The organism is Rossellomorea sp. GCM10028870, assembly GCF_042666755.1.
Taxonomy (GTDB): Bacteria; Bacillota; Bacilli; order Bacillales; family Bacillaceae_B; genus Rossellomorea.
In genome coordinates this window covers 554994-576726 of the sequence record NZ_JBHTGN010000002.1, presented here as the reverse complement: position 1 = coordinate 576726, position 21733 = coordinate 554994, and the positions used below count along the sequence as shown (strand labels likewise).

Here is a 21733-nt window from a genome sequence, read left to right as displayed (position 1 = left end):
TAGTTTGATAGGGGAGAGAAAACACGGAATGAAAAAAAAGCTGCAAAAAGCGACGATCATTGTGTTAGGGGCAGGGCTCATATCTGGAAGTCTACCAGTATCGTATTCTGGTCTGCCTTCAGAAGCACAGGCTGCTTCTAAGATACCGGACGTTTTAATCCAAGACTCGGTGAAGGGAGAGGCTCAACCAGGTTCTTCCCCCACTGAGCAGGCACTCCAAGAATTGTCTCCAGAACAAAGGGAAGCCCTTGTAAAGCTGCAATCGATCAATCAAACAGGTTTGCATCTGGCACCGGAGATTGATCCGGATAGTACGGAAGAAATTTCTGTTATCGTTGAGTTTAAACAGAGTCCGTCCAAAGTGGCAGTCATAAAGGCCAAAGCAGAAGGAAAAGACTTGTCTGAAGCACAAGCCAAAGCTCAAGTCGAGAAAGAACATGATGCATTTAATAAAGACCTGGATAAGATATTGGATGGAAAAGGGAAGGGCAAAAACGCTGGATACATAGTAAAACGATCGTATAAAACAGCCTTTAACGGTGTATCTATGAAACTCCCGGCCAATCAAGCGAAAGAATTATTGCAATCCAATACCGTTAAAGCTGTGTACAGTGATGCTGAAGTTCAAGTAGAACCACTTGTTCAAGCATCAGATATCGATGCGGAACACACCGGGATTGGCATGTCAGATGAACGTTCCTTCTTACAAGTGGACAAGCTCCATGAAGAAGGCTTCACAGGAAAAGGCACGAAAGTAGGCGTGCTTGATACAGGTATCGACTATAACCATCCTGATTTGAAAGCCGCTTATAAAGGTGGATATGACTTTGTCGATAATGATGAAGATCCAATGGAAACGACATATGAGGATTGGAAGGATTCAGGAAGGCCGGAAGTTTCGGGTGGCAGAGTCTATTATACAAGTCATGGTACCCATGTGTCAGGGACGGTTGCCGGTCAAGGGACGAATCAGAGTAAATTCGCTACAAAAGGGATTGCACCCGATGCGGAATTGCATGCTTACCGTGTGTTAGGACCATATGGATCTGGATCGTTTGAAAATGTCATGGCAGGGATAGAACAAGGGATTGAGGACGGCATGGATGTGATGAACCTGTCACTCAGCGGTGCCCTGAATGATCCAATGAACCCTGTGAGCATGGCTGTTAACCATGCCGTATTAAGCGGGGTAACGATGGTGCTTTCTGCCGGGAATTCAGGGAATGCCATGTATACGCTGGGTACACCGAGTGCAGCTGCACTGGCGCTCACGGTAGGGGCAAACGATGTACCCGTGACGCTCTCTACGTCAACAGGATCATTGGATGCATTGTCTGTAGACTTGCGTCTCATGGCGATAGGATACGGGGATGATCTTGACCAGTTAGAGAAAGAGACCCTTCCAATTGTTTATGCAGGTATGGGAGCGGAAGCGGATTTCACAGGCAAGGATCTGGAAGGCAAGATTGCCCTCATAAGCAGGGGACAAAACATTCCACTAGTGAATAAGATCCTGGCTGCAAAAGAACATGGTGCAGCTGCCGTACTCCTATTCAATGATAATCCAGAAGAAGGGCATATTCCTGCATATTTTGCAGAAGGAAGGGAGTACATTCCAACTTTTTCATTAAATCATGCAAAAGGATTGGCTTTAAAAGAAAAGGTTGAGTCCGGTCAGAATGACTTTACATTTGGAGAAATGAAAGAAGAGAAAACACAAGGTGGCACGCTGGCAGAATTCAGTTCCCGCGGACCATCCCGTACAAATTACGATATAAAGCCGGAAGTGACAGCACCTGGGGTCTCTATGATGTCCACCGTTCCGTCAGATGTAGTGAACGGGGATAAAGGGGACGATTATCAATACGCGTACCTGCGGTTCTCCGGTACATCGATGTCGGCTCCGGTAGTAGCAGGTATATCAGCCCTGTTAATCGGATCCAATCCTGATTTGAGTCCGTCCGACATTAAAACGATCCTGATGAATACAGCAGATCCATTAAGTCAGCCTTACAGCGTATTTGAGCAGGGGGCAGGGCATGTGGATCCGTATGAAGCCATTCATTCAACAATGGAAATCACAGTCAGAGATGAAACTCAACTGATTGAAAACGGAGAATCCGAGACGATCGATGAAGAAACAGGAGGTCTTAGTTTCGGCCGGGTGGTTTACACAGGGGATCACATGTTGGATAAACGTTCTGTAAAGCTTACCAACAATGGGAAAAAGGATAAAACCTTTGATGTGAAGGTACAATTCCAAACAGGATTGCGTGAATCCAAAGACGCAGAAAAAAATGGAGTAAACGTGACAACCACCGATACCATCACTGTAAAAGGGAACAAAAGTAAAAATACGTCTGTTTTTCTTTCTATACCAAAGACAGCAGAAAAGGGGACATACGAAGGTTATGTAACCTATACAAACATAGAAGATCCTTCTGAAACGTACCAGATCCCTTTCGGTGTAACATATGAAGAAAATAAATTTGAGAAGTTTGACATTGTATCCGGTCATACGATGGCGTCAGTGGGGTATTCAGATGTCAATCCCTTTATGAAGAATTATCTTATGATGAATTATCAGGTGAAAGGTCATATTAAACGTGTGGATTTCTTGTACGTAGATCCTGAAACAGATGATATAGTCGGTCATGGTGGGTTCGTCAGTGGATTGAATGTAAAACCAAATAACGGTAATTTGGTATTGAATACGGGGTTTTACTTACCATTCATTGGTGATCAGAAAGAGCCGTTTTCAACGGATCCTGAATACTTGCAATCTCAATTCTCGAACGTGGTGGCTCAGTTCGTTAAACATGGAAATTATACACTAAGGGCCGTTGCTACAGACGATCAGGGGAACACATTTACCAAAGATCAATATGTGTTTGTTGATAATTCTGCCCCTGAATTCTCTATCACCTCCCTGCCACATGGTGTCTATGAATATGAAGAAGGACAGACATCCGTTCGGGTAGAGGGGAGCATCCATGAAGAAAACATCGACCACATGAAGAAGTATGGGTTCGATGTTAACCAGGCTTCCAACGAAGTTGTACTATACCACAATAAAGAGGTTCCAAAGTATAACCAATACATCACTAGTCCTAAATATGCGCCAAATGGAGAAGTTCCCCTTAATCCGGATGGAACATTTGCAGCTAATCTGCCGCTTGATGATTCCCTTCCGATTCTTCCGGTTCGATTCTTCGGTGTCGGAATATCAAGTGCGGTGAATTATCCAAACGCACATGCCACCTACTTCGTCAAGAAAGGAACACCATATGTGGATGCGACACCGGATAAGATCAACCCGATGATGGGAGAGACTGTCACCTATACAATCAAAATGAATAATACGTCAGGAATCAAAAATCAAACCATTGCCTTTGATTATTTGAGCGACCATTTTGAGATTGAAGGTGTAACCGTCCATCCAGAATTGGAGAAAAAGGCAAGCGTTCGAATGAATCATGAGGATGCTGCAGGTGGAAATGGAACGAGAAAACAGACCATTCATTTGACCATCAATGATCCTGAGGGTCTAACCGGCACCACCCCGGCTGTGAATGTAAAAGTGAAAGTGAAAGATGAAAAATACTATGAGGGTGTTTTACAATTACAAAATATAAATTCTGCCTATACGAATGAGGAAGGCTCTGAAGTTTCTCTTCCTAGTTTAGCTGTGGAATCTTATGTTGACCCGTCCTTTTCACAGATGAAAGTTCCTATTTTTGCTGAAGGAATTCCGTTTGGGAATGATTTTACCAAAGCAGGGATTGATGGGTATGCAACAGATGATTCCAACCATCAATACAACGGAACGATTGTGATGGAGAATAACGGCATTGCTGAATATCCAAGACTTTATGTTAAATTGCCGATTACAGACGAAGAATTCACCTACTCCATCCATGTACCAGGGCACTTTAAATATACCAACCCATTCACGGTCTTTAAGCAAATCGGGGAGAAGATACGAGGCGAATTTGACACCGAGGGCTTTCCTCAGATGATAGCAGGGGATGTCAACGGGGACCAGGTCATTGATATCATGGACGCCACCTATATGCAATCTCATTGGGGCACGGACCACCGTGATGCCGATATTAACTTTGACGGTATAGTGGATATGAACGATTTCACATTCATCGAAAAAAACTATGGCCTACAAAATCCTACCGATCGAAGTGCACCGAAAGCAAAAACGAAATACAAAAATAAAACACTGGAATCAGTGAAAAAGGAATTAGAAAGCTAATATTTTTGTTTGAAGCAAGGGGTCAGTTCACAATCCTCTTGCTTCATTTTTTTATTTAGAGGAAGCATCTGAACCGTCCCTGTTCCAATAAAAAAGCCCGCTCAACAGTCACGACTGGACGTTTGAACGAGCTTTCTTATGAACAGTACTTACTCCGGAAGTAACACTTCATCAATCACGTGAATGACACCATTGGAAGCCTGAATATCCGCTTTCACTACATTCGCATTATTGACGCGGACAGGGTCCAGTGAGATATCCACTGTTTTCTTGGCTAGTGTTTCCGCCTTTTGACCGTCTTTTAGATCGGTAGACATCACTTTACCGGAAAGCACGTGATACAGAAGAATGTCCTTCAGATCTTCTCTTGCCAGTAATTCTTCTGCCGTGATGCCTAATTTCTTCAACAGCTTTTCAAACGCAGCATCAGTCGGCGCGAACACCGTATACGGACCCTCGCCTTTCAATGTCTCCACAAGTCCGGCTTTTTCTAAAGCGGCTGCAAGGGTTTTGAACTGACCCGCTTCTACAGCGGTGTCAACGATATCCTTCGTTGCCGGTGCCCCGTCTTCAGCGGCCAATACGCCATTCGAAAGGGGCAGGAATACCATGAATACTGCCATCATCAACGCAAATGTTTTGTTTTTCATCCTACTACCTCCTGCTTTTTTATGTAAACATGTGTTTACTCAAAAGGTAGTATGTGTTTGTTTAGAAGGATTATCCATTTAACTTGGACGAACTTTATCAATCAAAAGTCTTATAAAACTTCAAACGAAAAACGGAGCCATTTATTCGTCGGAAAGTATAGGATACAGATGAGGAGGTGATGTCATGATTAAAGGATTATATGAAGCACATCTACCTGTAAGTGATATGGGGAAATCAATCGATTTCTATCAAAAGCTTGGTTTGGAAGTAGCGTATGAAAGCGAGAACGTTTCATTTGTCTGGATTGAAAAAGGGAAGAGCTGGCTTGGTTTGTGGGAGGCTGATCAAGTAAACATCCCGTATCATGCCTCCATCAGGCATATCGCCTTTCATGTAGAGACTGAAGATATGATAGAGGCAAAAGGATGGTTAAAGAAAAGAGGTATTGAGGTAAGGGAAGCGTTTGGTTTTTCACCGGAACGTCAGCCTCTTGTCCTCCCTAACAACCCACAAGCCCATGCCTGTCTTTATTTTCATGATCCCGATGGAAATTCTCTTGAATTCATTGCTCCTCTAAGGTTAGATCATGAGGAAAAGTTTGACATGATGACGCTTGAGGATTGGTATGACCGTAAGAGCTGATTATGGAAGAACTTCCACTGACCGAGGGTTTTGTTGAAGAATAACTTGGTATGATTCTGCTATAGGAATTTGAATCAAAGAAAGGAAGCACGGGGACAATCTCGCGCTTCTATTTTTTTATGAGACAGCTTCAAATAGTTCTTGATGTATCAGCTTAGTAAGATCAACCCGGGTGCAGATATCTGAGTGATGGACGAATGCGGAATTTTGGAACCATTGCCGAACTGAAACGTAAATAATGTAAAGACTCAAGTGTGGGAGGCAAAATCATGAAGCAGCTTTATATAAAGCAAAAAGTATTCAGTCTCAGCGGGAAATTCACGGTAAAGGATCAAGAGGAGAAGGATCGATATTATGTGGAGGGAAGCTTTATGAAGATTCCGAAGACTTTCTCAATAATGAATACAAGCGGGGATGAAGTGGCCCTGATTACGAAAAAGACGTTCAGCTTTTTACCGAAGTTTTTAGTTGAGGTGAATGGTCAAGAGGTATTGACGATTAAGAAGGAGCTCTCATTCTTAAAAGCACGTTATTCGATTGATGCGGCAGGCATTGAAGTGCAGGGGAATTGGTGGGATATGCAGTTTCAGGTATTACAGCATGGCAACGTTGTAGGCGAAGTGGGCAAGGAGTGGTTCACTTGGGGTGACAGCTACAGGGTGAACGTAATGAATGAAGAGGTGGAAACGATGATGATTGCACTTGTTATTGCGATTGATTGTGTGAAGGCGGATGAAGCGGCTGCTTCTTCGGTTAACTGAGAGTGTGAAAGGGAAAAGAGCGGTACGTACCTGAAACTTCATAAGTTGAAGTATCAAATACGTACCCATATCCTTTTCGAAATAAGGAAATCTAGGATTCACTCTCATCCCTTTTGTTAATAAAAATACTCCAGTCAAGAAAACGATGACAATCAATCCATAGATGTACCACCCCATGAAATCAAATGTTCCTTTGGAAATATATCTTGATGCTTCTTCAATGGCCTTTACAATGCAAAAGGTTAGGACGGAGAGAGTGGATATTAAAATACCGATACTTTTCATTTCCATAAAAATTCTCCTCTCTTTTCATTACATGAACGTAAACCTAATTATTTATCCTTTTAATCCTGAAGCAGGGGGCAATTTCTCGTGCTTCTTTTTTTCTCGTCATCCTGAGATATATTTCGATCCTTTAACTGATTAGAGTAATAACCAATTCAGCAATCTCAGTATGATTTCATACAGTATGATCGATACGATTGCCTGGATGACTAAACATCCGAGTAATAGACCTTTTTTCAGAATCCAATTGAATTTTGAGAGTTTGGAGTAAATGAAATAGCCTAACCCTATGGTGGTCTTCTGAAAAAAGTTACTCATTTTCTCTGAATGGGATTTTCCGGTTTTTCATAAATGGAGACTCTGTAGAAATCCACCATGGTGTTCCCTAATAATAAAATCAAAAAAACGAAACCAAGTTGTGTAAGTAAAATGGCAATCAATACATACTTCATGAATTCAATGATCATGGGGAGTGTTAAGAGCATGAGATTCTCCTTTTTATTTGGAAGCACGAGAACTTTTCCCCGTGCACATACACCAATCATACAAAAATATCCAAATTAAAGTCTAGTTATATACTAGCCTATTGTCTCACTGCTCTCGACCCGTCATTCCCTTTTTTCGATACAACAGAGAGGTAAAAGGAGGTATTCTATGAAAATGATTCGTTTCTTATGCTTGCTGCTGGTGATTTTCTCAAGTCTCGGGATGGCAGGGATGTTCATGGAGGAGCCGATTGTTCCCATTGCGGTTAATTATGGGGCGATATTTGTGCTTTCCCTTGGTATTGTGGTGATGGCGAATAAGAGGAAGGTATAAGGAGAGGAGGGGAAAAGGGATGGTTAACCATAGGGTGCCTGATACTCTTTGCGTTATAGACTTTCCTCAAGAAGACCAGGCACCCATTTTTGAAGGAGCTTATTCAAGTGATATTATTTCCTTTGTTTCAAGGAAACATATAGTACAGATGAAAGATATAAAATCGCGGCTACCATACCCATCTGATAAGATTGTTCTGGAGTAGAAGATGCTGTACTTACTACTATCACAATGAATAGTCCAAAAATAAACACGAATGCACCTGATAAGAAATCTTTAGTCAATTGATATCACTCCCTTAAATGTTACTAATTAAAAGTATTGTAAGCGGGAGAAGCTATTTCTAGGTTAGTTCCAAGCCAGCACTCATCTATACTAAATCCAAGAGTATTATCCCTAGATTTCCATTCTAAGTGGCCGTATTCACCAGATGTATTTGGTGCAGTAACTAAGGCTTGTGAAACCACCTTCTCCATGTACCAAATCCATATCATACCTTACTTCAGATTCACCATCAATATTGATTCTACTAATACCTGGGAAGCACGGGGACGGTTCTCCCGCTTCTTTTTACAAGAAAAGGTCTCTCATGAGCTTTCTGTTACTTAAGGGCTGTGTGAAATTTCCTATTTATGAAAAAACCTTGGTTCATAATAGAATGACCACAAAAACGATGGTACGATATTCTATGAATTGGAATTTTATAGGATGTTGAAAGATAAATAGAAAGGATCGATCATATGCACACTGAAATCCAGATTCAGTACACAGAGACAGAGAGGTCGCTCTCAAAGCTACGCCAGACGATTGACGCTTGGAATACGACTTATCCAAGGCAGATTGGCGGGGCGAATGAACTGGAGGTCATCCACAAGCTGAATATTCTCAATGAGCAATGCCAGAAGATGCTTGAGAGCTATCAACAGCTTCTTATTGAAAACCAGTCGGCCACGCAACTTTCCGTAGAAGTCATGGAAGAAACCGATCGTACTCTTTCTTCTACCATGACTTTGAGCCGGTAAGGGAGGCACTCTATGAAAATATTAGATGTTGACGGCTTTCAAAATGGAATGAAGGAGATAGAGGAAACCCTGTCTTCCCAGAAAGATCAGGTACAACAGATTGAAAGAGCCGTTCAGGACGTGGTCAATTTGGACGATGCATTTAAGGGGGAGGGTGGGAATGCGATCCGGGATTTCTACCGGAGTCAGCACCTCCCCATGCTGGAACAGTATCAGGGTTTTTTATCCGACTATCAATCCGTCATTCGGGAGATGAAGGAGGCTCTTGATCACGTGGAGCCTTCACCTGACGGGTTCATGAGGCAGAGCTTCCTGGACAACGAAGTGGAAGAAGGTCTTCACCGTGCACGGCAGATAACGGTGGAACTGACGGGGGAAGCCAATGCCACAATCAGAAGTGTATCTGACATCGTATCGGTGCCAAGAATCCAGGACTGGTCGTTTTTACAGCAGGTGACCCATGCCCAGGAGGAAAAAGAACGCAGCCTCCAAAAGCTGCATGAGTTCGACCATACTCAAACGGCTTCACTATCTTCCCTTGAAGAACAGGTCCACTCCATGTCGCAGCAAATCGCTCGGCTCCAAACTGTTTTTCAAAAAGGAAAGCTTGGTATAATAGAGAAGAAGGCTCATCAGGAAGACTCATCGTTTCTATCCAAACTATCGGAGTTTACATCGGTAATGGCTAAAAATAAATTATCCGAGTTTCTTGGGACCGTGGAAGGAGCCCTGTTTGCGATTGTCGATATCGTCAGCGATCTCGTCGACACGCTCATCGCCCTGTTCACCGATCCCATCGGATTCTTCAAAGGCATCATTCATACCGTCCTTCACCCCATCGACACGGCGAAGTACATATGGAAGGACCTGAAACAATCCTTTGAAGAAGAAGTCGTCAACGGAGACGTACGAAGCCGGGCGAGATACTTTTCCTACGCGGGAACCTACATCGCCGCATCCATTTTCGGAGCGAAAGGCGTAGACAAAGTCGGTAAGATGGGCAAAGCCGGCAAAATGAGCTCCAAGACGGACGTTCCCTACAACGTCATGACGACAGCCAACATCAAATCCTTCATCCACAACGGTGTCAAAAGCACCTTTGGAAAAGTGGAGGACACCGCCCATCAGCTACTTTCTTCCCGAACCGGAAAAAGGGCACTGGGACTGAACGCTTTTTCTGGACATCTTCAAGAGTTATTCAGGAAAACTAAAAACGTCTTAAATCCGAAGAAAGTGAGATCGGTGATGGAGAAGACGTATCGAAAAGTGGTTGCCGGTCCGGTTTCGAGGGTTGCTCAGTCCGAGGCTTTCTCCAGGATGGGGAAGGTGTTGTTGAATGAGGATGGGCATGTGGTGTTATCAGGGAAATCTGGGTTTAATAATAAGAACTTAAAACATGCTCCTAGAGTTATAGAAATAGAAGTTAATTTTAAGTACAATGCAAAATATGACTCAGAAGAGTTTGTGAGACAATTAAAGGATCAAGAAAAAGGGATGAACGAATTAACAGTTAATGAATATTTAAAAAATCGAGAGAAGTATGTTACTCAAGGTCGTGCAATTGAAGGTAATGCTGCACAACAAGCAGCTCGTGAAAAGGCTTTAAATAAACAAATAGAAGAATTATTTGAAAGTGGTATGTCTTGGGAAGAAGCTGAGTTACAAGCAAATAGATGGTTGAAAACGCAAGCAGCACTCCACAATCCAGACCAAATAGCCGGTGGGAATCCACTAAATATAAGCGGCATGGGAGAAAAGAGAATAAATTCATCTATTGGTTCACAGTGGAGATACAGAATCGATATTGTTGATGAACAAATTGAAAAACTAGCTCAATTAATGACACTTGAGCAGAGGGAAAATACGTACTTGAATGTAAAACTTACACATTAGAGGAGGTATTTAAGTTGAACTTATTTAATGATTTTAAGAAGGTAAGTGAAGTAGAAGAATATACAATTCATAAATATAAAGATATGCTCCCTAAAGAGTTAATCGACGCATGGAAAACATATGGGTATGGTACATTTATGAATGGTTACTTAAAAATAATTAACCCCGATGAGTTTAGCTCTATAGTAAATGATTCTTACTTAAGAAGTAAAGGAACGATACCTATTTTCAGTACATCCATGGGTGATGTAATACTGTATGAAAAAGATGAAAACCAAGAGTGTTATCTTGTAATGATTAACTTCAGAAAAGGTAAAACAAAAGTGCTGGCTTCAAAATATTCTTTGTTTCTTAGGTTTTTAGAGGAAGAGGCTTTTAGACAGAAGGCATTAGAATGGCGTCCTTATCCTGAAGCAATAGAGAAATATAAAGAACCAGAGTATGATGAATGCTTTGGGTATACTCCTTTACTAGGTTTAGGTGGAACAGAGAAAGTCGAGAATCTAAAAAAAGTAAAAACGAAGGAGCATATTCTTATCATTACTGAATTTATGGGGCCGGTTCAGTAATGTCCTATATTCTGATTTAGTTTAACAAAACACTTGTTTGTTTTATGGCAACAGGTGTTTTTTTGATTTGAAAGTTTAAGTATCTTTTTGATGTTCCCAGATGATTTCAAGGAGGAATTTATGTGCTCATTGATAAATCAACCGTAGTACTTCCTTTACCGACAGATGAATTATTTGCACGGAAGGAAAAGTTTTGGCGTGTAGAATTACCTAAAGATTTTGTAGATTTTATGAAAGAAAGTAATGGCGGTAAACCAATAGAGGGCACATTTAATTGTAATAATCATGAGTATGCGATCGATTTCTCTGCTTTTTAACGACTCCAAGTGAAAGTGATTTAGGAATGTATGAGATAAGTGTTACACTAACACAGCTTGAAGATAGACTTACAGATGATGAAGATCTTATAGGTGCAGATATGATTCCGATTGCGGTTTTGTTTGCAGGTGACTTTGTATGTTTGGATTATAGGGAGAACAGAAAAAATCCAAGCGTGGTGGTATGGAGTCATGAAGAGTCAGCTGAATTAGATCCTGTAACCTATTTTATTACTGATACATTTTCGGAATTTATTTCTGAAGTTCAATAATGTTAGTTATTGGACTAGGTCCCAGGTGACAACGATTTATGGTGACGCTGCGAAGATCCCAATGAGTACTTTATATGGTTTCATGGAGGAAGGGATTTTAATGGCAAAAATAAATATACAGATAGAAAAAGATACTAATGAGGTCAAATACATTAATATCCTAAGAAAAAATACTAATAAGAGTATATCTGAAATAAAAGAATTGCTTAATAATAATTGTTGTATTTTATCCTGTAATTTAACAGATATTGATGAATTATTAGAAATGAAAAAAATTGTAGGTTTATTATCTAAGGCTGGGGCTAAAATTCACGTATTTGAAGAAATTAGAGAGGTTAGTATTGAGTTTCTAGATAATGTAATAGAATCTCATTTAGATACGGAAAGGTATCTGGAAGAAGTTGATGAACAGATGTTTGATGAGGATTAATAAAGCTATTTTGGCATATTCAGGAGAGGATCCTTCAGGAAATGTTATATGTTTAAAGATAAAAGAACCTTATTACGAAAAGATTTATGGGGAACAGTTCAGTAAAGGGTCCCATATTCTAATTTAGTTTAAAAAACACTTGCTTGTCTTATGGAAGCAAGTGTTTTTTAATTTGATAGTTTTAAATACCCTTTATAGCCAAGGAACCTGTCCCTCTGGCTCACCTAAGCAATACTACTAATAAACTCCAGAGTCATTCGATTAAACATCGAAGGGTTTTCCGTGTTTGCTAAGTGCCCGCAGTCTGGAATGATTCCTGGTGTGATAAGGTTGTTCAACGATGATAGATGGTGGACCGAATCCACTTCATGTTTTTCATTTCCGCCATTTATAAGTAATGTAGGGATGGTTAACTTCTTTAATTGGTCATCAGATACTGCCGGATAATGATAAGTAAAACATTTCACCACCCTGTGTAACGTGGTTTCCCAACGTGGGCCATGGAGAAGAAGATAGTCTTTCGCTACTTCAGGCGCTTCTGCTTTGATGTTATGTAAAAAATGATATTGTTTTTCCATGATGGCGTGCATGTCTTCGGGGATGTTTGGAACATAGCCTGTCAGGACAATGCCTTTTGTCAATTCGGGAAATCTGATTGCTGCATGCAGGGCAAAACTTGCTCCCATCGAAAGTCCAATCAAGATACCAGGCTCCCTTTTCCTGAGTTCACTTATAAGCCACTCAAGTGTATGCTCGAAAAAGGGGTCATCAGCATCCTGGCTATTCTGACCGTGTCCCGGCAAATCAATTGGAATAACAGTGAATGCCTCACTTAACGAACCTAATTGCTCTTTAAAATGCATTTCTCCGGTTCCCATTAAACCATGAAGCAAATAAACATTCTTTGTCACTGTCGCCACTCTCCTCATTCATATATACCGTATGTATTAAGTTTATAGAGTAAAATCATTCTTGGTAATGAGCCTGAGGTGGATTGTGGTGTAGGTCCTAAGACTTATGAGAGAGGAGGGGCTTCGCATCACCCCCATTCCTAACTCCGTGAATAATGATCCTCCACCCAATTCGTCTTGAGAGGTCAGCCTTATATTGAGGAGTAAGGGACAAGGAGATACCTTGTCTCTTTTTTTATTAACTATCATAAGTAGTTTTAATACTAGAGAAAATGAAGTTATTAGATTAATTTACAAAGGTAATTGGGGGAAGAAATCTAGTTTTATTTCTCTTTTTGAATTCTGATGTTACTACTTAATAACTATTTCTTTTTTTGGTTCAATCGTCTCGTTTTTTGGAAATTACTAGATTAATATTGATAAGTTATCTCTCTATGTTAATATAATAATCGTTGTAAAAATACATCCAGAAAAGGGGTTATTTGGAATGAGGAAGACAACGGTTACATTAATGGCAAGTTTAATTCTTTTGGTCTCGAGCTTATTTACACCTTTCGCTCAATATAATAAGGCCGAAGCGGATCAGATTGAAAAGTTAAAAGATGGGCTTGAGGAGACATCACAAAATCTATCTAAACTCGAGAAATCATTTGAAAAAGTAGAGAGCAATAAAGATCTAAATGAAATTAAGAAAGATGTCCGAACATATATCAAGCAGGGAAACGTTGATATACATAGTGGCAACCAATTAGATTATAAGGGAATTAGTGCCAATCGTCACTTATCAAATAATAATCTATATGTTAATATTCCTTTTAAAGTTAAAAATAAGGCAACTTCCATGCAGTCTATCATTCTAGTGTTAAAAGAAGATCATAGTCTAATAAACTATTCTGAAATTCACTTATTATCCAATGAAGCTGCCCTTGAAGGTAACATCTCTATGTGGGTTAATGGAGTTCTTGAAAAAGATCAAACTGTGCATATGCCTAAGCAATTCTTCAAAGATGTAAGTGAGCCACTAGATGAAAGTGTTGGAATGCCAGTAGCAAAAGCGGGATTCTCAGATTGGTACGATGGATTTAGTAATTGTTTATCATCAAAAGGTGTTAGTTGGTCAATGATTACACTTGCAGGAATGATTTGTGGTGGAGCTTGTGGTGCAACATGGGGAGCCGGCTGTGCTCCGTGCTTCTACGGTTTGACATTCTTATCAGGTTTCAATATTGGTGATTGCTTCTGGAAAAAATACTAAGAGGTGTTCTTTAAAATGACAACAATCAGATTCTTATGCATATTACTATTTATCTTCTCAGCACTAGGTTTTGCAGGGGTATTTATGGACGATCCCATTATTCCGATAGCCATAAACTATGTAGCAATATTTGTTCTTTCCCTGAGTATTGCAATCCTTGCACCTAAAAGAAAGCATAGAGAATCTTAAGTTTGAGGAGTAATTATCCCTCTTCAAAGAATTTAAGGCCAGTCCCTTGGCAAACGAATGTGTTATTGTGCAGGGTGGACTGACCAAGTTTTAAATAAAGGTCCGTCCCCTGCTAAAAGCCAGAGGGACGGACCTTTTCTTGTAACCCTACTCCAACCTCGCCCCATAATGATCCTTCACCCAATACGTCAACGTACCATCCTGCTCAATACGATATCGAAGGTCGGCTTTCTGTAGTCCTTCAATCATCAATGGACGTAAGTCACTCATCATTTGATTACTTTCTTCTATATAAGTAGAGAGTATTTCAGAATGATAGGTGTTGGCATTTGCTGATGACATCAGATAGTCGACGGCAGCCTGTTTGATGACGTACAGTTCTACGGTTTTGTTATGTAGCTCCTTAAATTGCAGCGGAGGATTGAGGTCAATCAGCTTCTGATAATTTTGAGTGAGCATCATGTCGGTTTCGTTGATGTCGAGGGTTAGGGATGAGAGATTTCCGTTGGCCGCATTGATCTTGGTCATCAGCTGTTTGAAGCTTTGATCGCTGGAACTGAAGTATTGCTCACGCTCTTGCAGGTAGCTTCGTATTTTTTGTTCCTGTTGAATGGTGATTTCGTTATAGATTTTCATGGGTAATCCGCTAGCGAGCAATGCCAGGAGGATGAATCCTATGACCCCCCATGACCATTTGGGCGCTTTCTTGTTTTTGGGTCTATATCGGTCGTCATTCCAGTAGTCTCTTTCTGCAATAGGCATCTGTGATTCCTCGTTCCATTCTATACTAGTAAAATACTCCTTTTATGTTACCATAATATTACACTTTAAAATGATTTATAGATATTTTTTTATTAATAGAAGGAGGTAATCATGGGAAAATACTTCGTTCCAACCAAAGGGATGGATTCTTGGAAAGAGTTCTTAGCCGATCCTGAAAAACAATGGAAACCATCATACTCTGCATACGAGTTAGCAAAGTCTTGGGAGGGTGCTGACAATCTCCCTACCATTGTAGAAAAGGTTTTTAGAGGCAGTAATATTCCACTTTTTGAAGATGTGAAAGTCCTATATGGATTTCCTGAGTACAAAGTTTCACTTCCGGGAGGTGGGTCTCCTTCTCAAAATGATCTTTACCTGCTAGCAAATACGGGTGGTGTACTGCTTCCTATTATGGTTGAAGGAAAAGTGTCTGAACCGTTTGGAGAAGAAGTGAAAGTTTGGAAAGGTGAGAATCCAAGTAAAGGGAAGATAAATAGATTACATTCCATTCTGGAATTGTTGGGTCTTAATGAAGAAGAGGTTTTAAACAAAAGGTATCAGTTATTTCATCGTACAGCTTCAGCAGTAATTGAAGCCAAGAACATTCATGCTCAACATGCGTTAATGCTGGTACATTCATTTAGTCAACAGGCGATGTGGTTTGAGGATTACAAGGAGTTTGTGAATCTATTTGGCGTAAAGGCGAAGAAGAATGCAGTTGTAGGGCCAGTTAATGTAAATGGAGTCCAATTGTATTTTGGATGGGTGACTGAGCCAATTCCAACGAAATCAAAAGAATATTATTATAGTTTATTTAAAACAGAGAAAGCTATTGCTTTGGCAGAAGAAGTAGATCAATACCTATACGAAAAGAGTCCTTACAAAGAAGAAGTAGAAGATTATCATGAACGTACTAATAATGGTGTTCGTACAGATTGTATAGGATATGTAAGCAGAAGATCTCAATACAAATTTGCCACTATTACGTCTGCTAGGAAGGCGTGTTTTGTTCTCCACCTTGGTAAAAGACGTCATACAGAAACGGCAATGAACATGCAGAAAGAAATTGATAAGCTGCTCGGTCATGTATATGAAGAATCAGATAAAGGAAAGCTCACCCCGGGTGAAGTGTATATAAGGTTGGAGTGGGTAGATACCTTAGAGCAGATAACTAGATTTATTGATGAGGCGTATAACTTAAGATTGCAAAAGTAAAATAACCTACAATCAATCATTCAAACAAAGCCGCAGCTTACTCCCGACGTAAGCTGCGGCTTTCTCTCTTAGCTAACTTTATAACTTCCTTCACATCCGAACCCCTATATATAGAAGTCCTTCTATTATGATCTGTGAAATATATCTCCCCATAATCATTTCCACGGGTAAAGCCGACAATCATAAAATTGTATGTTTGCTTCCCTTTTAATAGGATCAATTCTTGTTTTTTGATAGTAATCCCCCCATTTAAACTACAAAGTCAATCCTCTTTGAGTTTCTTCTCTTTTTCTATATTATCAATTTCTTGAAAAATTTGGTCAATACTTATTCCGGTATTATTATGTATGTTACTCAGTGTAAGTGCACTTGGGATTCTTTTTCTCCGCTCTATCATCCCGTAGCCTTCTTCTGACATGTGAATAGTCCAAGCAAACTCCTCCTGAGTCGTTCTACGTTCATTTCTTCTCCGTTTTAATAGTTGTCCCAGTGTTTTCGCAAAAGGCTTATTTTCTTCTTTTACCAAAGAATTCTCCCCTTTTTAACCCATTATCAAATCGGGGGAAACCAGACACCACGAACGGTAGTTGGATTATTGGAAAATATGTAAATAAATAAGGTTTATTTTCACTGGTATTATTTTCCGTGAGGAATCCCAAATGAAGATGTATTAAAAGAGAATGAAAAAAGTAAGAAAGGGACTGGTGGTACAATCTTTGCTCTATAGACTAACTAAATAAATGTTAATATATAGATAATAGACTCCACAGGAGGTCACCAACATGCCGAACTACAACAAGTTAGTCCGGGATAGAATCCCAAGTATAATTGAGAGTACAGGTAAGAAATATTCAACAAAGGTCCTAAACGATGAAGAATACATAAAGTGTTTGAAAGAAAAAGCATATGAGGAACTTAACGAATACTGTGCGGCTGAAACAGATGTAGAAGCTGTGGAAGAGCTTGCTGATTTGTTGGAGGTTATTAGGTCTTTGGTTAATCAGCATGGAGCTACGTTTGAAGAAGTTGAAGCAGTTAGGGAAGATAAGGATTTGAAACGTGGGGGGTTTAAGGAGAAGGTCTTCCTGATTAAGGTTGAAGATTGATTTTTTTGATGGGTTAATTCATCTTTTTTTAAGAAAAGATAATCTTTCTCGGTGGATGTGGAGAAGGATCCAAGAATACCTACAAAAATCCTCTTGGTTGAAATGTGTAGTGGTTCAAATTATGTAACAATGGTTGTAAATCAATATTTTAAATTAACTTCCAATAATTTATTACTATATTTTACAAATACCCATAATAATTTGTTAAACTTGTTATAAGAACTTTTGAACTATTATACAACAAGAATAATACATGTAAGAAAGGTTTAAGAATATGAATCTAGATGTCATACCATTTTTAAAGTGGCCAGGAGGAAAACGTTGGTTTATACAAAAACATAACGACCTCTTACCAACTCAATTCAATAGATATTTTGAGCCGTTTCTAGGCGGAGGTGCTGTTTTTTTTAGCTTAATCCAGAAGAGGCAGTGCTTAATGATATAAACAAAAACTTGATCGATACGTATAAAGGGGTAAAGTCAAGATGGCGTAAAGTTTCGGAGCATCTGAACATACATCATCAGAATCATAATAAGGATTATTATTATAAAATTCGATCTACTGAATACGCAAAACTTGAAGAAAGGGCTGCTCAATTTATCTATCTTAATAGAACATGTTTTAACGGAATATATCGGGTCAATAAGGAAGGCAAATTTAATGTACCAATAGGTTCAAAGACTCAGGTATTATTAGATACTGATAACTTTCAGGAAGTTTCTCTAGCGCTGAGGAAAACAAAACTTCTTAATGTTGACTTTAAAGTGATGATAGATATGGCCGTAGAAAATGACTTTATATTCACGGACCTTTAACGTTAAGAAGCCAATATTCAAAATTAGTACCAAAAATTCGAGCATTTTTGGAATATGCTAAATTAGATGACCGCCCAATACATATAATAGGTCAAGAAAAATCTGGAATTTTTAAAGATCACTTGGAAACTTTAACCAGAGAATTGGCACCTAAAGAGAGAACGGAGCCTATGCATTTTTCTGTTTTAACACATGAATATATTCGCAAAGAGGTTTATAGGACACCTGACTTAATGAATTCATATGGTAAAAGAACCAATTGGGGAGAGAAGATGTACGTTAAAGTAGATCCTAATTCGTCCCTTGTTCTTAATATACCTACGGGGATTTATAATGATACTAGTAATTATCCGGAAAAATCCGATCTGATAGGAGTTGAGAGAATACTAGCTACTTTGCCTGAAATTGTAAGTCATAGATATTCTGGTGGACTTTTTCCTATGGAACTAGCAAACGGTATTGCTTCGATGTCGAGTTATCCTTCCTCTAAGATATTGCAAAGGTTTTTAGAAGATAATTCTTGGTGATTTTTCTATTTTAATATTGTTACAATTCGAGGGCATGATAAATGGTTGCCCTTTTTTAATATAGTGAGTATAGAAATTTTAATGAAAATTATAATTTTGAGCATCGAATTTAAACCATAAGTAAATCTTATGTAGCCTGGGGGAGAGAATATTGGGGGAAAAAGTAAGTGAACAACAAAAAATAGCTATTGAGACCACAGAAGGTCCACTATTAATCATAGCTGGTCCAGGTTCAGGTAAGACATTTACACTTGTGGAACGTATTTTGTATCTTATCAAACATAAGCAGGTTGAACCGCAGAATATACTAGTAGCTACTTTTACTGAAAAAGCAGCAAATGAATTAGTGACTCGTATTTCTAATAGGCTACATGAAGCTAATATCAAATTTAATCTTAATGAGATGTATGTTGGAACAATCCATTCTTTATGTCTTCGCATCTTGGAAGAAAATAGAGAGTATACTCGACTTAAAAAAAATTATTTAGTAATGGATCAATTTGATCAACAATATATGCTATATCAAAAATTAAACAGGTTTCTGGAAATAGATGACGTAGAAACTTTACTAAATACCAATTTCTCTCGTTGGAAGCAATCAGAAGAATTGTTAAAATGGATTAACAAATTAAGTGAAGAAATTGTGGATATAGATAACCTAATTTGTAGCAAGGACTTACGATTAAAGGTGTTAGGAAAATGTTATAAAGTTTATGAGCAATTAATATTAGAAGATAATGCTTTGGACTTCTCAACGATACAACTGGAAACATATAAACTACTAGCTAATTCTAAAGATATAAGAAATAATTTAAATAAAAAAATACATTACTTAATGATTGATGAATATCAGGATACGAATACTATTCAAGAAAAGCTTATATTTTTATTAGCGGGAAAAAAACAAAATATATGTGTAGTTGGAGATGATGATCAGGGTCTGTATAGATTTAGAGGGGCTACTATTCGAAATATCTTAGAATTTCCAAAAAACTTCCCAAAAGGAAGTTGTAAGAAAGTAGAACTTTCTACTAACTACCGTTCTAACCCTGAAATTGTTCAGTTTTATAATGATTGGATAGAACAAAATAATTGGATACAAGAGGATGTTTCTTACCGCTTCAGTAAAAAAATTATTGCTCATGAATCAAATAAGGTAGAGCAAAAAACCGTAATTAAAGTATCGGGTGACGATGAACAAGGAAATTGGGAAAATGAAGTATACACATTTCTTAAATCGATGAAAGAAAAAGGTAAAGTTACAGATTGGAATCAGGTGGCATTTCTTTTCCGTTCAGTTAAAAATTCAAAAGTCTTAAATCTTTCTCGTTATTTAGAAGGAAGAGGTATTCCAGTATATTCCCCCCGATCCAATATGTATTTTGAAAGAAGAGAAATTCGATTGACGTTAGGTGCAATTTTATTCTTATTTCCAATGTATGCACATCTTAGAAAGTGGAATGATAATGCTTTTCTAAAAGAGTGGGATTTTTATGATGCATGTTTATTAGAGTTTGCAGAAGAGCTAAGGAAACCAAAAAACCATGAATTATTGAGTTGGTGTAAAGAAAAAGCTAGAACCCATTTAACAATAAGCAAAAACCTAGACTATGGTCTTTCAGGACTATTTTATCAACTTATTCAATTCGAACTATTCAGCGATGTATTAAGTGAAAATGTATTTACAGTAAAGGATAGTAGAGAGGCTAGAAATCTATCCCAGTTTACAAAATTACTATCCAAATTTGAGTATCTCCATCATATTTCGGTCTTCACACCCAAAAATATTGGTGATTCAGTAGTAAAGTTTTTTAATCAATATCTAAGATTTTTATTACAGGGGGGTATAGACGAATACGAGGATGACTCTGAATATGCACCAAATGGATGTATTTCTTTCTTAACCATTCATCAATCTAAGGGATTAGAATTTCCAATAGTAATTGTAGGTTCTCTTGAATCTACACCTCGAAAGCAGTACACAGAGATCGATGAAATATTACAGTCTAACTATTACCATAAACCTGTTTTTGAACCTTTGGAGTTAACCAAATTATTTGACTTTTATCGGTTGTATTACACAGCATATTCAAGAGCTCAAAATGTACTTGTTTTATCCTGTCAAGAGAATAGGGCAAGTGGGCAAGGGACACGAAATGTTCCATCTAAATACTTTTTAGAGTCTTATCGCAGATTAAAAAGTTGGAGAGATGAGTCGAATATTTATGAAATAGAATTGGCTCAAGTAAAGGACGTGAATATTAAACACGAATATTCTTTTACGTCCCATATAAACTTATTTGAAACGTGTGCATTACAGTACAAATTTTATAAGGAACTAGGTTTTGCAGCTGTACGGCAAGGGGCCACAATTTTTGGTACATTAGTTCATCAAACAATAGAAGATATACATAAATCTGTATTGAAAAATGAAACACATTTAATTACTAGTGAAAAGTTAGAAGAGTGGTTTAATACCAACTACCAGCATCTTTCTAAACGCGAGAGAGTATATTTAGCCCCTCAGACACAGGAAGTAGCATTAGAACAAGTTAAAAGATATGTAGATAAACAAAACAATGATTGGGCACATATTCAAGAGGCGGAAGTTGATGTATCCTTAGTAAAGGATAAGTATATTCTTAAAGGAACAATAGATTTAGTAAAAGGTGACGGAGATACAGTAGAGATTGTAGATTTTAAATCTGAAAAAAAGCCAGATTTGGTGAAAGAAAAAGATGCACTTAACCGTTATAAAAAACAATTAGAAGTATATGCACATTTGGTAGAAGAACGTACAAACTATAAAGTTAGTAAAATGCATCTTTATTATACCGGGGAAAAAGATACTAATCCTTATATAACATTCAAAAAAGAAAATGTGATGATTAATCAAACTATTAAGTCTTTTGATCAAATAGTCAACAGAATTGAAAATCACGACTATACAATTAAACAAAGACCAAAAAAACATTGTGGAAACTGCGATATGCGTTTTTACTGTGATAGAAATTTATGAGGTGAAAT

Annotated in this window: 20 protein-coding genes and 3 pseudogenes; 17 read left to right on the top strand and 6 right to left on the bottom strand. The window is 38.5% G+C overall.

Features of this window, described 5'->3' with window-relative positions:
* Positions 1-28: 28 nt before the first annotated feature.
* Entirely contained in the window at positions 29-4264 is a 4236-nt protein-coding gene (locus ACFQWC_RS13650; protein WP_377107938.1) for a S8 family serine peptidase, read from the top strand.
* A 149-nt stretch (positions 4265-4413) separates the two neighbouring features.
* On the opposite strand, the gene ACFQWC_RS13645 is transcribed toward ACFQWC_RS13650, so the two are convergent.
* On the bottom strand, positions 4414-4914 hold the full coding sequence (locus ACFQWC_RS13645; protein ID WP_299742038.1) for a fasciclin domain-containing protein: 501 nt from the start codon (positions 4912-4914) through the stop codon (positions 4414-4416).
* 184 nt (positions 4915-5098) lie between these two features.
* Between ACFQWC_RS13645 and ACFQWC_RS13640 the strand changes: the two genes are divergently transcribed.
* Together ACFQWC_RS13640 and ACFQWC_RS13635 are read left to right on the top strand one after the other, a co-directional pair.
* Positions 5099-5557, top strand: a complete 459-nt coding sequence (locus ACFQWC_RS13640) for a VOC family protein (protein WP_377107936.1) — start codon at positions 5099-5101, stop codon at positions 5555-5557.
* Between the two features lie 269 nt (positions 5558-5826).
* Entirely contained in the window at positions 5827-6318 is a 492-nt protein-coding gene (locus ACFQWC_RS13635) for an LURP-one-related/scramblase family protein (RefSeq protein WP_377107934.1), read from the top strand.
* A gap of 599 nt (positions 6319-6917) precedes the next feature.
* Here ACFQWC_RS13635 and ACFQWC_RS13630 read toward each other — a convergent pair.
* Positions 6918-7088, bottom strand: a complete 171-nt coding sequence (locus ACFQWC_RS13630; protein ID WP_377107932.1) for a hypothetical protein — start codon at positions 7086-7088, stop codon at positions 6918-6920.
* A gap of 169 nt (positions 7089-7257) precedes the next feature.
* On the opposite strand from ACFQWC_RS13630, the gene ACFQWC_RS13625 reads away from it, so the two are divergent.
* Positions 7258-7422 (top strand): hypothetical protein, encoded by a 165-nt coding sequence (locus ACFQWC_RS13625; RefSeq protein WP_377107930.1) that lies wholly within the window; start codon positions 7258-7260, stop codon positions 7420-7422.
* Positions 7423-7535: 113 nt separating this feature from the next.
* On the opposite strand, the gene ACFQWC_RS13620 is transcribed toward ACFQWC_RS13625, so the two are convergent.
* Positions 7536-7706 (bottom strand): hypothetical protein, encoded by a 171-nt coding sequence (locus ACFQWC_RS13620; protein ID WP_377107928.1) that lies wholly within the window; start codon positions 7704-7706, stop codon positions 7536-7538.
* Positions 7707-8162: 456 nt separating this feature from the next.
* On the opposite strand from ACFQWC_RS13620, the gene ACFQWC_RS13615 reads away from it, so the two are divergent.
* The 6 genes and pseudogenes from ACFQWC_RS13615 to ACFQWC_RS13590 all read left to right on the top strand — a co-directional run bounded on the left by ACFQWC_RS13615 (position 8163) and on the right by ACFQWC_RS13590 (position 11925).
* A complete protein-coding gene (locus ACFQWC_RS13615) occupies positions 8163-8444 on the top strand; it encodes a YwqI/YxiC family protein (RefSeq protein WP_377107926.1) in 282 nt (93 codons plus the stop codon).
* A 12-nt stretch (positions 8445-8456) separates the two neighbouring features.
* Positions 8457-9038, top strand: a pseudogene (locus ACFQWC_RS13610) (T7SS effector LXG polymorphic toxin); the annotation flags it as partial.
* A gap of 822 nt (positions 9039-9860) precedes the next feature.
* Positions 9861-10337, top strand: coding sequence for a polymorphic toxin type 15 domain-containing protein (locus ACFQWC_RS13605; protein ID WP_377108019.1), 477 nt, complete (start codon positions 9861-9863; stop codon positions 10335-10337).
* A 14-nt stretch (positions 10338-10351) separates the two neighbouring features.
* Positions 10352-10906, top strand: a complete 555-nt coding sequence (locus ACFQWC_RS13600; RefSeq protein ID WP_377107924.1) for a T6SS immunity protein Tdi1 domain-containing protein — start codon at positions 10352-10354, stop codon at positions 10904-10906.
* A 122-nt stretch (positions 10907-11028) separates the two neighbouring features.
* Positions 11029-11495, top strand: a pseudogene (locus ACFQWC_RS13595) (SMI1/KNR4 family protein).
* A 25-nt stretch (positions 11496-11520) separates the two neighbouring features.
* On the top strand, positions 11521-11925 hold the full coding sequence (locus tag ACFQWC_RS13590) for a hypothetical protein (protein ID WP_377107922.1): 405 nt from the start codon (positions 11521-11523) through the stop codon (positions 11923-11925).
* Between the two features lie 224 nt (positions 11926-12149).
* Here ACFQWC_RS13590 and ACFQWC_RS13585 read toward each other — a convergent pair whose 3' ends face one another.
* Positions 12150-12836, bottom strand: a complete 687-nt coding sequence (locus ACFQWC_RS13585; RefSeq protein ID WP_377107920.1) for an alpha/beta fold hydrolase — start codon at positions 12834-12836, stop codon at positions 12150-12152.
* 487 nt (positions 12837-13323) lie between these two features.
* Between ACFQWC_RS13585 and ACFQWC_RS13580 the strand changes: the two genes are divergently transcribed.
* Positions 13324-14091 carry a hypothetical protein gene (locus ACFQWC_RS13580; RefSeq protein ID WP_229596615.1) on the top strand — a complete coding sequence of 256 codons (768 nt, stop codon included), beginning with the start codon at positions 13324-13326 and terminating at the stop codon, positions 14089-14091.
* 15 nt (positions 14092-14106) lie between these two features.
* On the top strand, positions 14107-14280 hold the full coding sequence (locus ACFQWC_RS13575; RefSeq protein ID WP_377107918.1) for a hypothetical protein: 174 nt from the start codon (positions 14107-14109) through the stop codon (positions 14278-14280).
* A gap of 147 nt (positions 14281-14427) precedes the next feature.
* Here the strand turns inward: ACFQWC_RS13575 and ACFQWC_RS13570 are convergent, their stop codons facing one another.
* Positions 14428-15042 (bottom strand): hypothetical protein, encoded by a 615-nt coding sequence (locus ACFQWC_RS13570; RefSeq protein WP_377107916.1) that lies wholly within the window; start codon positions 15040-15042, stop codon positions 14428-14430.
* 111 nt (positions 15043-15153) lie between these two features.
* Between ACFQWC_RS13570 and ACFQWC_RS13565 the strand changes: the two genes are divergently transcribed.
* The gene (locus ACFQWC_RS13565; RefSeq protein WP_377107914.1) at positions 15154-16257 is read left to right on the top strand and encodes a DUF6946 family protein; all 1104 of its coding nucleotides are present in this window, start codon (positions 15154-15156) and stop codon (positions 16255-16257) included.
* A gap of 262 nt (positions 16258-16519) precedes the next feature.
* On the opposite strand, the gene ACFQWC_RS13560 is transcribed toward ACFQWC_RS13565, so the two are convergent.
* Positions 16520-16783 (bottom strand): helix-turn-helix domain-containing protein, encoded by a 264-nt coding sequence (locus ACFQWC_RS13560; protein ID WP_377107912.1) that lies wholly within the window; start codon positions 16781-16783, stop codon positions 16520-16522.
* A 256-nt stretch (positions 16784-17039) separates the two neighbouring features.
* Between ACFQWC_RS13560 and ACFQWC_RS13555 the strand changes: the two genes are divergently transcribed.
* The 4 genes and pseudogenes from ACFQWC_RS13555 to ACFQWC_RS13540 all read left to right on the top strand — a co-directional run bounded on the left by ACFQWC_RS13555 (position 17040) and on the right by ACFQWC_RS13540 (position 21725).
* Positions 17040-17363 carry a pyrophosphohydrolase domain-containing protein gene (locus ACFQWC_RS13555; RefSeq protein ID WP_377107910.1) on the top strand — a complete coding sequence of 108 codons (324 nt, stop codon included), beginning with the start codon at positions 17040-17042 and terminating at the stop codon, positions 17361-17363.
* A gap of 274 nt (positions 17364-17637) precedes the next feature.
* Positions 17638-18179 (top strand): annotated as a pseudogene (locus ACFQWC_RS13550) (DNA adenine methylase).
* A gap of 47 nt (positions 18180-18226) precedes the next feature.
* Positions 18227-18706: a hypothetical protein gene (locus tag ACFQWC_RS13545; RefSeq protein WP_377107908.1), complete on the top strand. Its 480-nt coding sequence runs from the start codon at positions 18227-18229 to the stop codon at positions 18704-18706.
* A gap of 151 nt (positions 18707-18857) precedes the next feature.
* Positions 18858-21725 (top strand): ATP-dependent helicase, encoded by a 2868-nt coding sequence (locus ACFQWC_RS13540; RefSeq protein WP_377107906.1) that lies wholly within the window; start codon positions 18858-18860, stop codon positions 21723-21725.
* Positions 21726-21733: the final 8 nt, after the last annotated feature.

Excerpts from the sequence above, each read along its gene's own strand:
- ACFQWC_RS13650 (WP_377107938.1), top strand. The coding sequence starts at position 29 with ATGAAAAAAAAGCTGCAAAAAGCGACGATCATTGTGTTAGGGGCAGGG.
- ACFQWC_RS13645 (WP_299742038.1), bottom strand. The coding sequence starts at position 4,914 with ATGAAAAACAAAACATTTGCGTTGATGATGGCAGTATTCATGGTATTC.
- ACFQWC_RS13640 (WP_377107936.1), top strand. The coding sequence starts at position 5,099 with ATGATTAAAGGATTATATGAAGCACATCTACCTGTAAGTGATATGGGG.
- ACFQWC_RS13635 (WP_377107934.1), top strand. The coding sequence starts at position 5,827 with ATGAAGCAGCTTTATATAAAGCAAAAAGTATTCAGTCTCAGCGGGAAA.
- ACFQWC_RS13630 (WP_377107932.1), bottom strand. The coding sequence starts at position 7,088 with ATGCTCTTAACACTCCCCATGATCATTGAATTCATGAAGTATGTATTG.
- ACFQWC_RS13625 (WP_377107930.1), top strand. The coding sequence starts at position 7,258 with ATGAAAATGATTCGTTTCTTATGCTTGCTGCTGGTGATTTTCTCAAGT.
- ACFQWC_RS13615 (WP_377107926.1), top strand. The coding sequence starts at position 8,163 with ATGCACACTGAAATCCAGATTCAGTACACAGAGACAGAGAGGTCGCTC.
- ACFQWC_RS13580 (WP_229596615.1), top strand. The coding sequence starts at position 13,324 with ATGAGGAAGACAACGGTTACATTAATGGCAAGTTTAATTCTTTTGGTC.
- ACFQWC_RS13575 (WP_377107918.1), top strand. The coding sequence starts at position 14,107 with ATGACAACAATCAGATTCTTATGCATATTACTATTTATCTTCTCAGCA.
- ACFQWC_RS13570 (WP_377107916.1), bottom strand. The coding sequence starts at position 15,042 with ATGCCTATTGCAGAAAGAGACTACTGGAATGACGACCGATATAGACCC.
- ACFQWC_RS13565 (WP_377107914.1), top strand. The coding sequence starts at position 15,154 with ATGGGAAAATACTTCGTTCCAACCAAAGGGATGGATTCTTGGAAAGAG.
- ACFQWC_RS13555 (WP_377107910.1), top strand. The coding sequence starts at position 17,040 with ATGCCGAACTACAACAAGTTAGTCCGGGATAGAATCCCAAGTATAATT.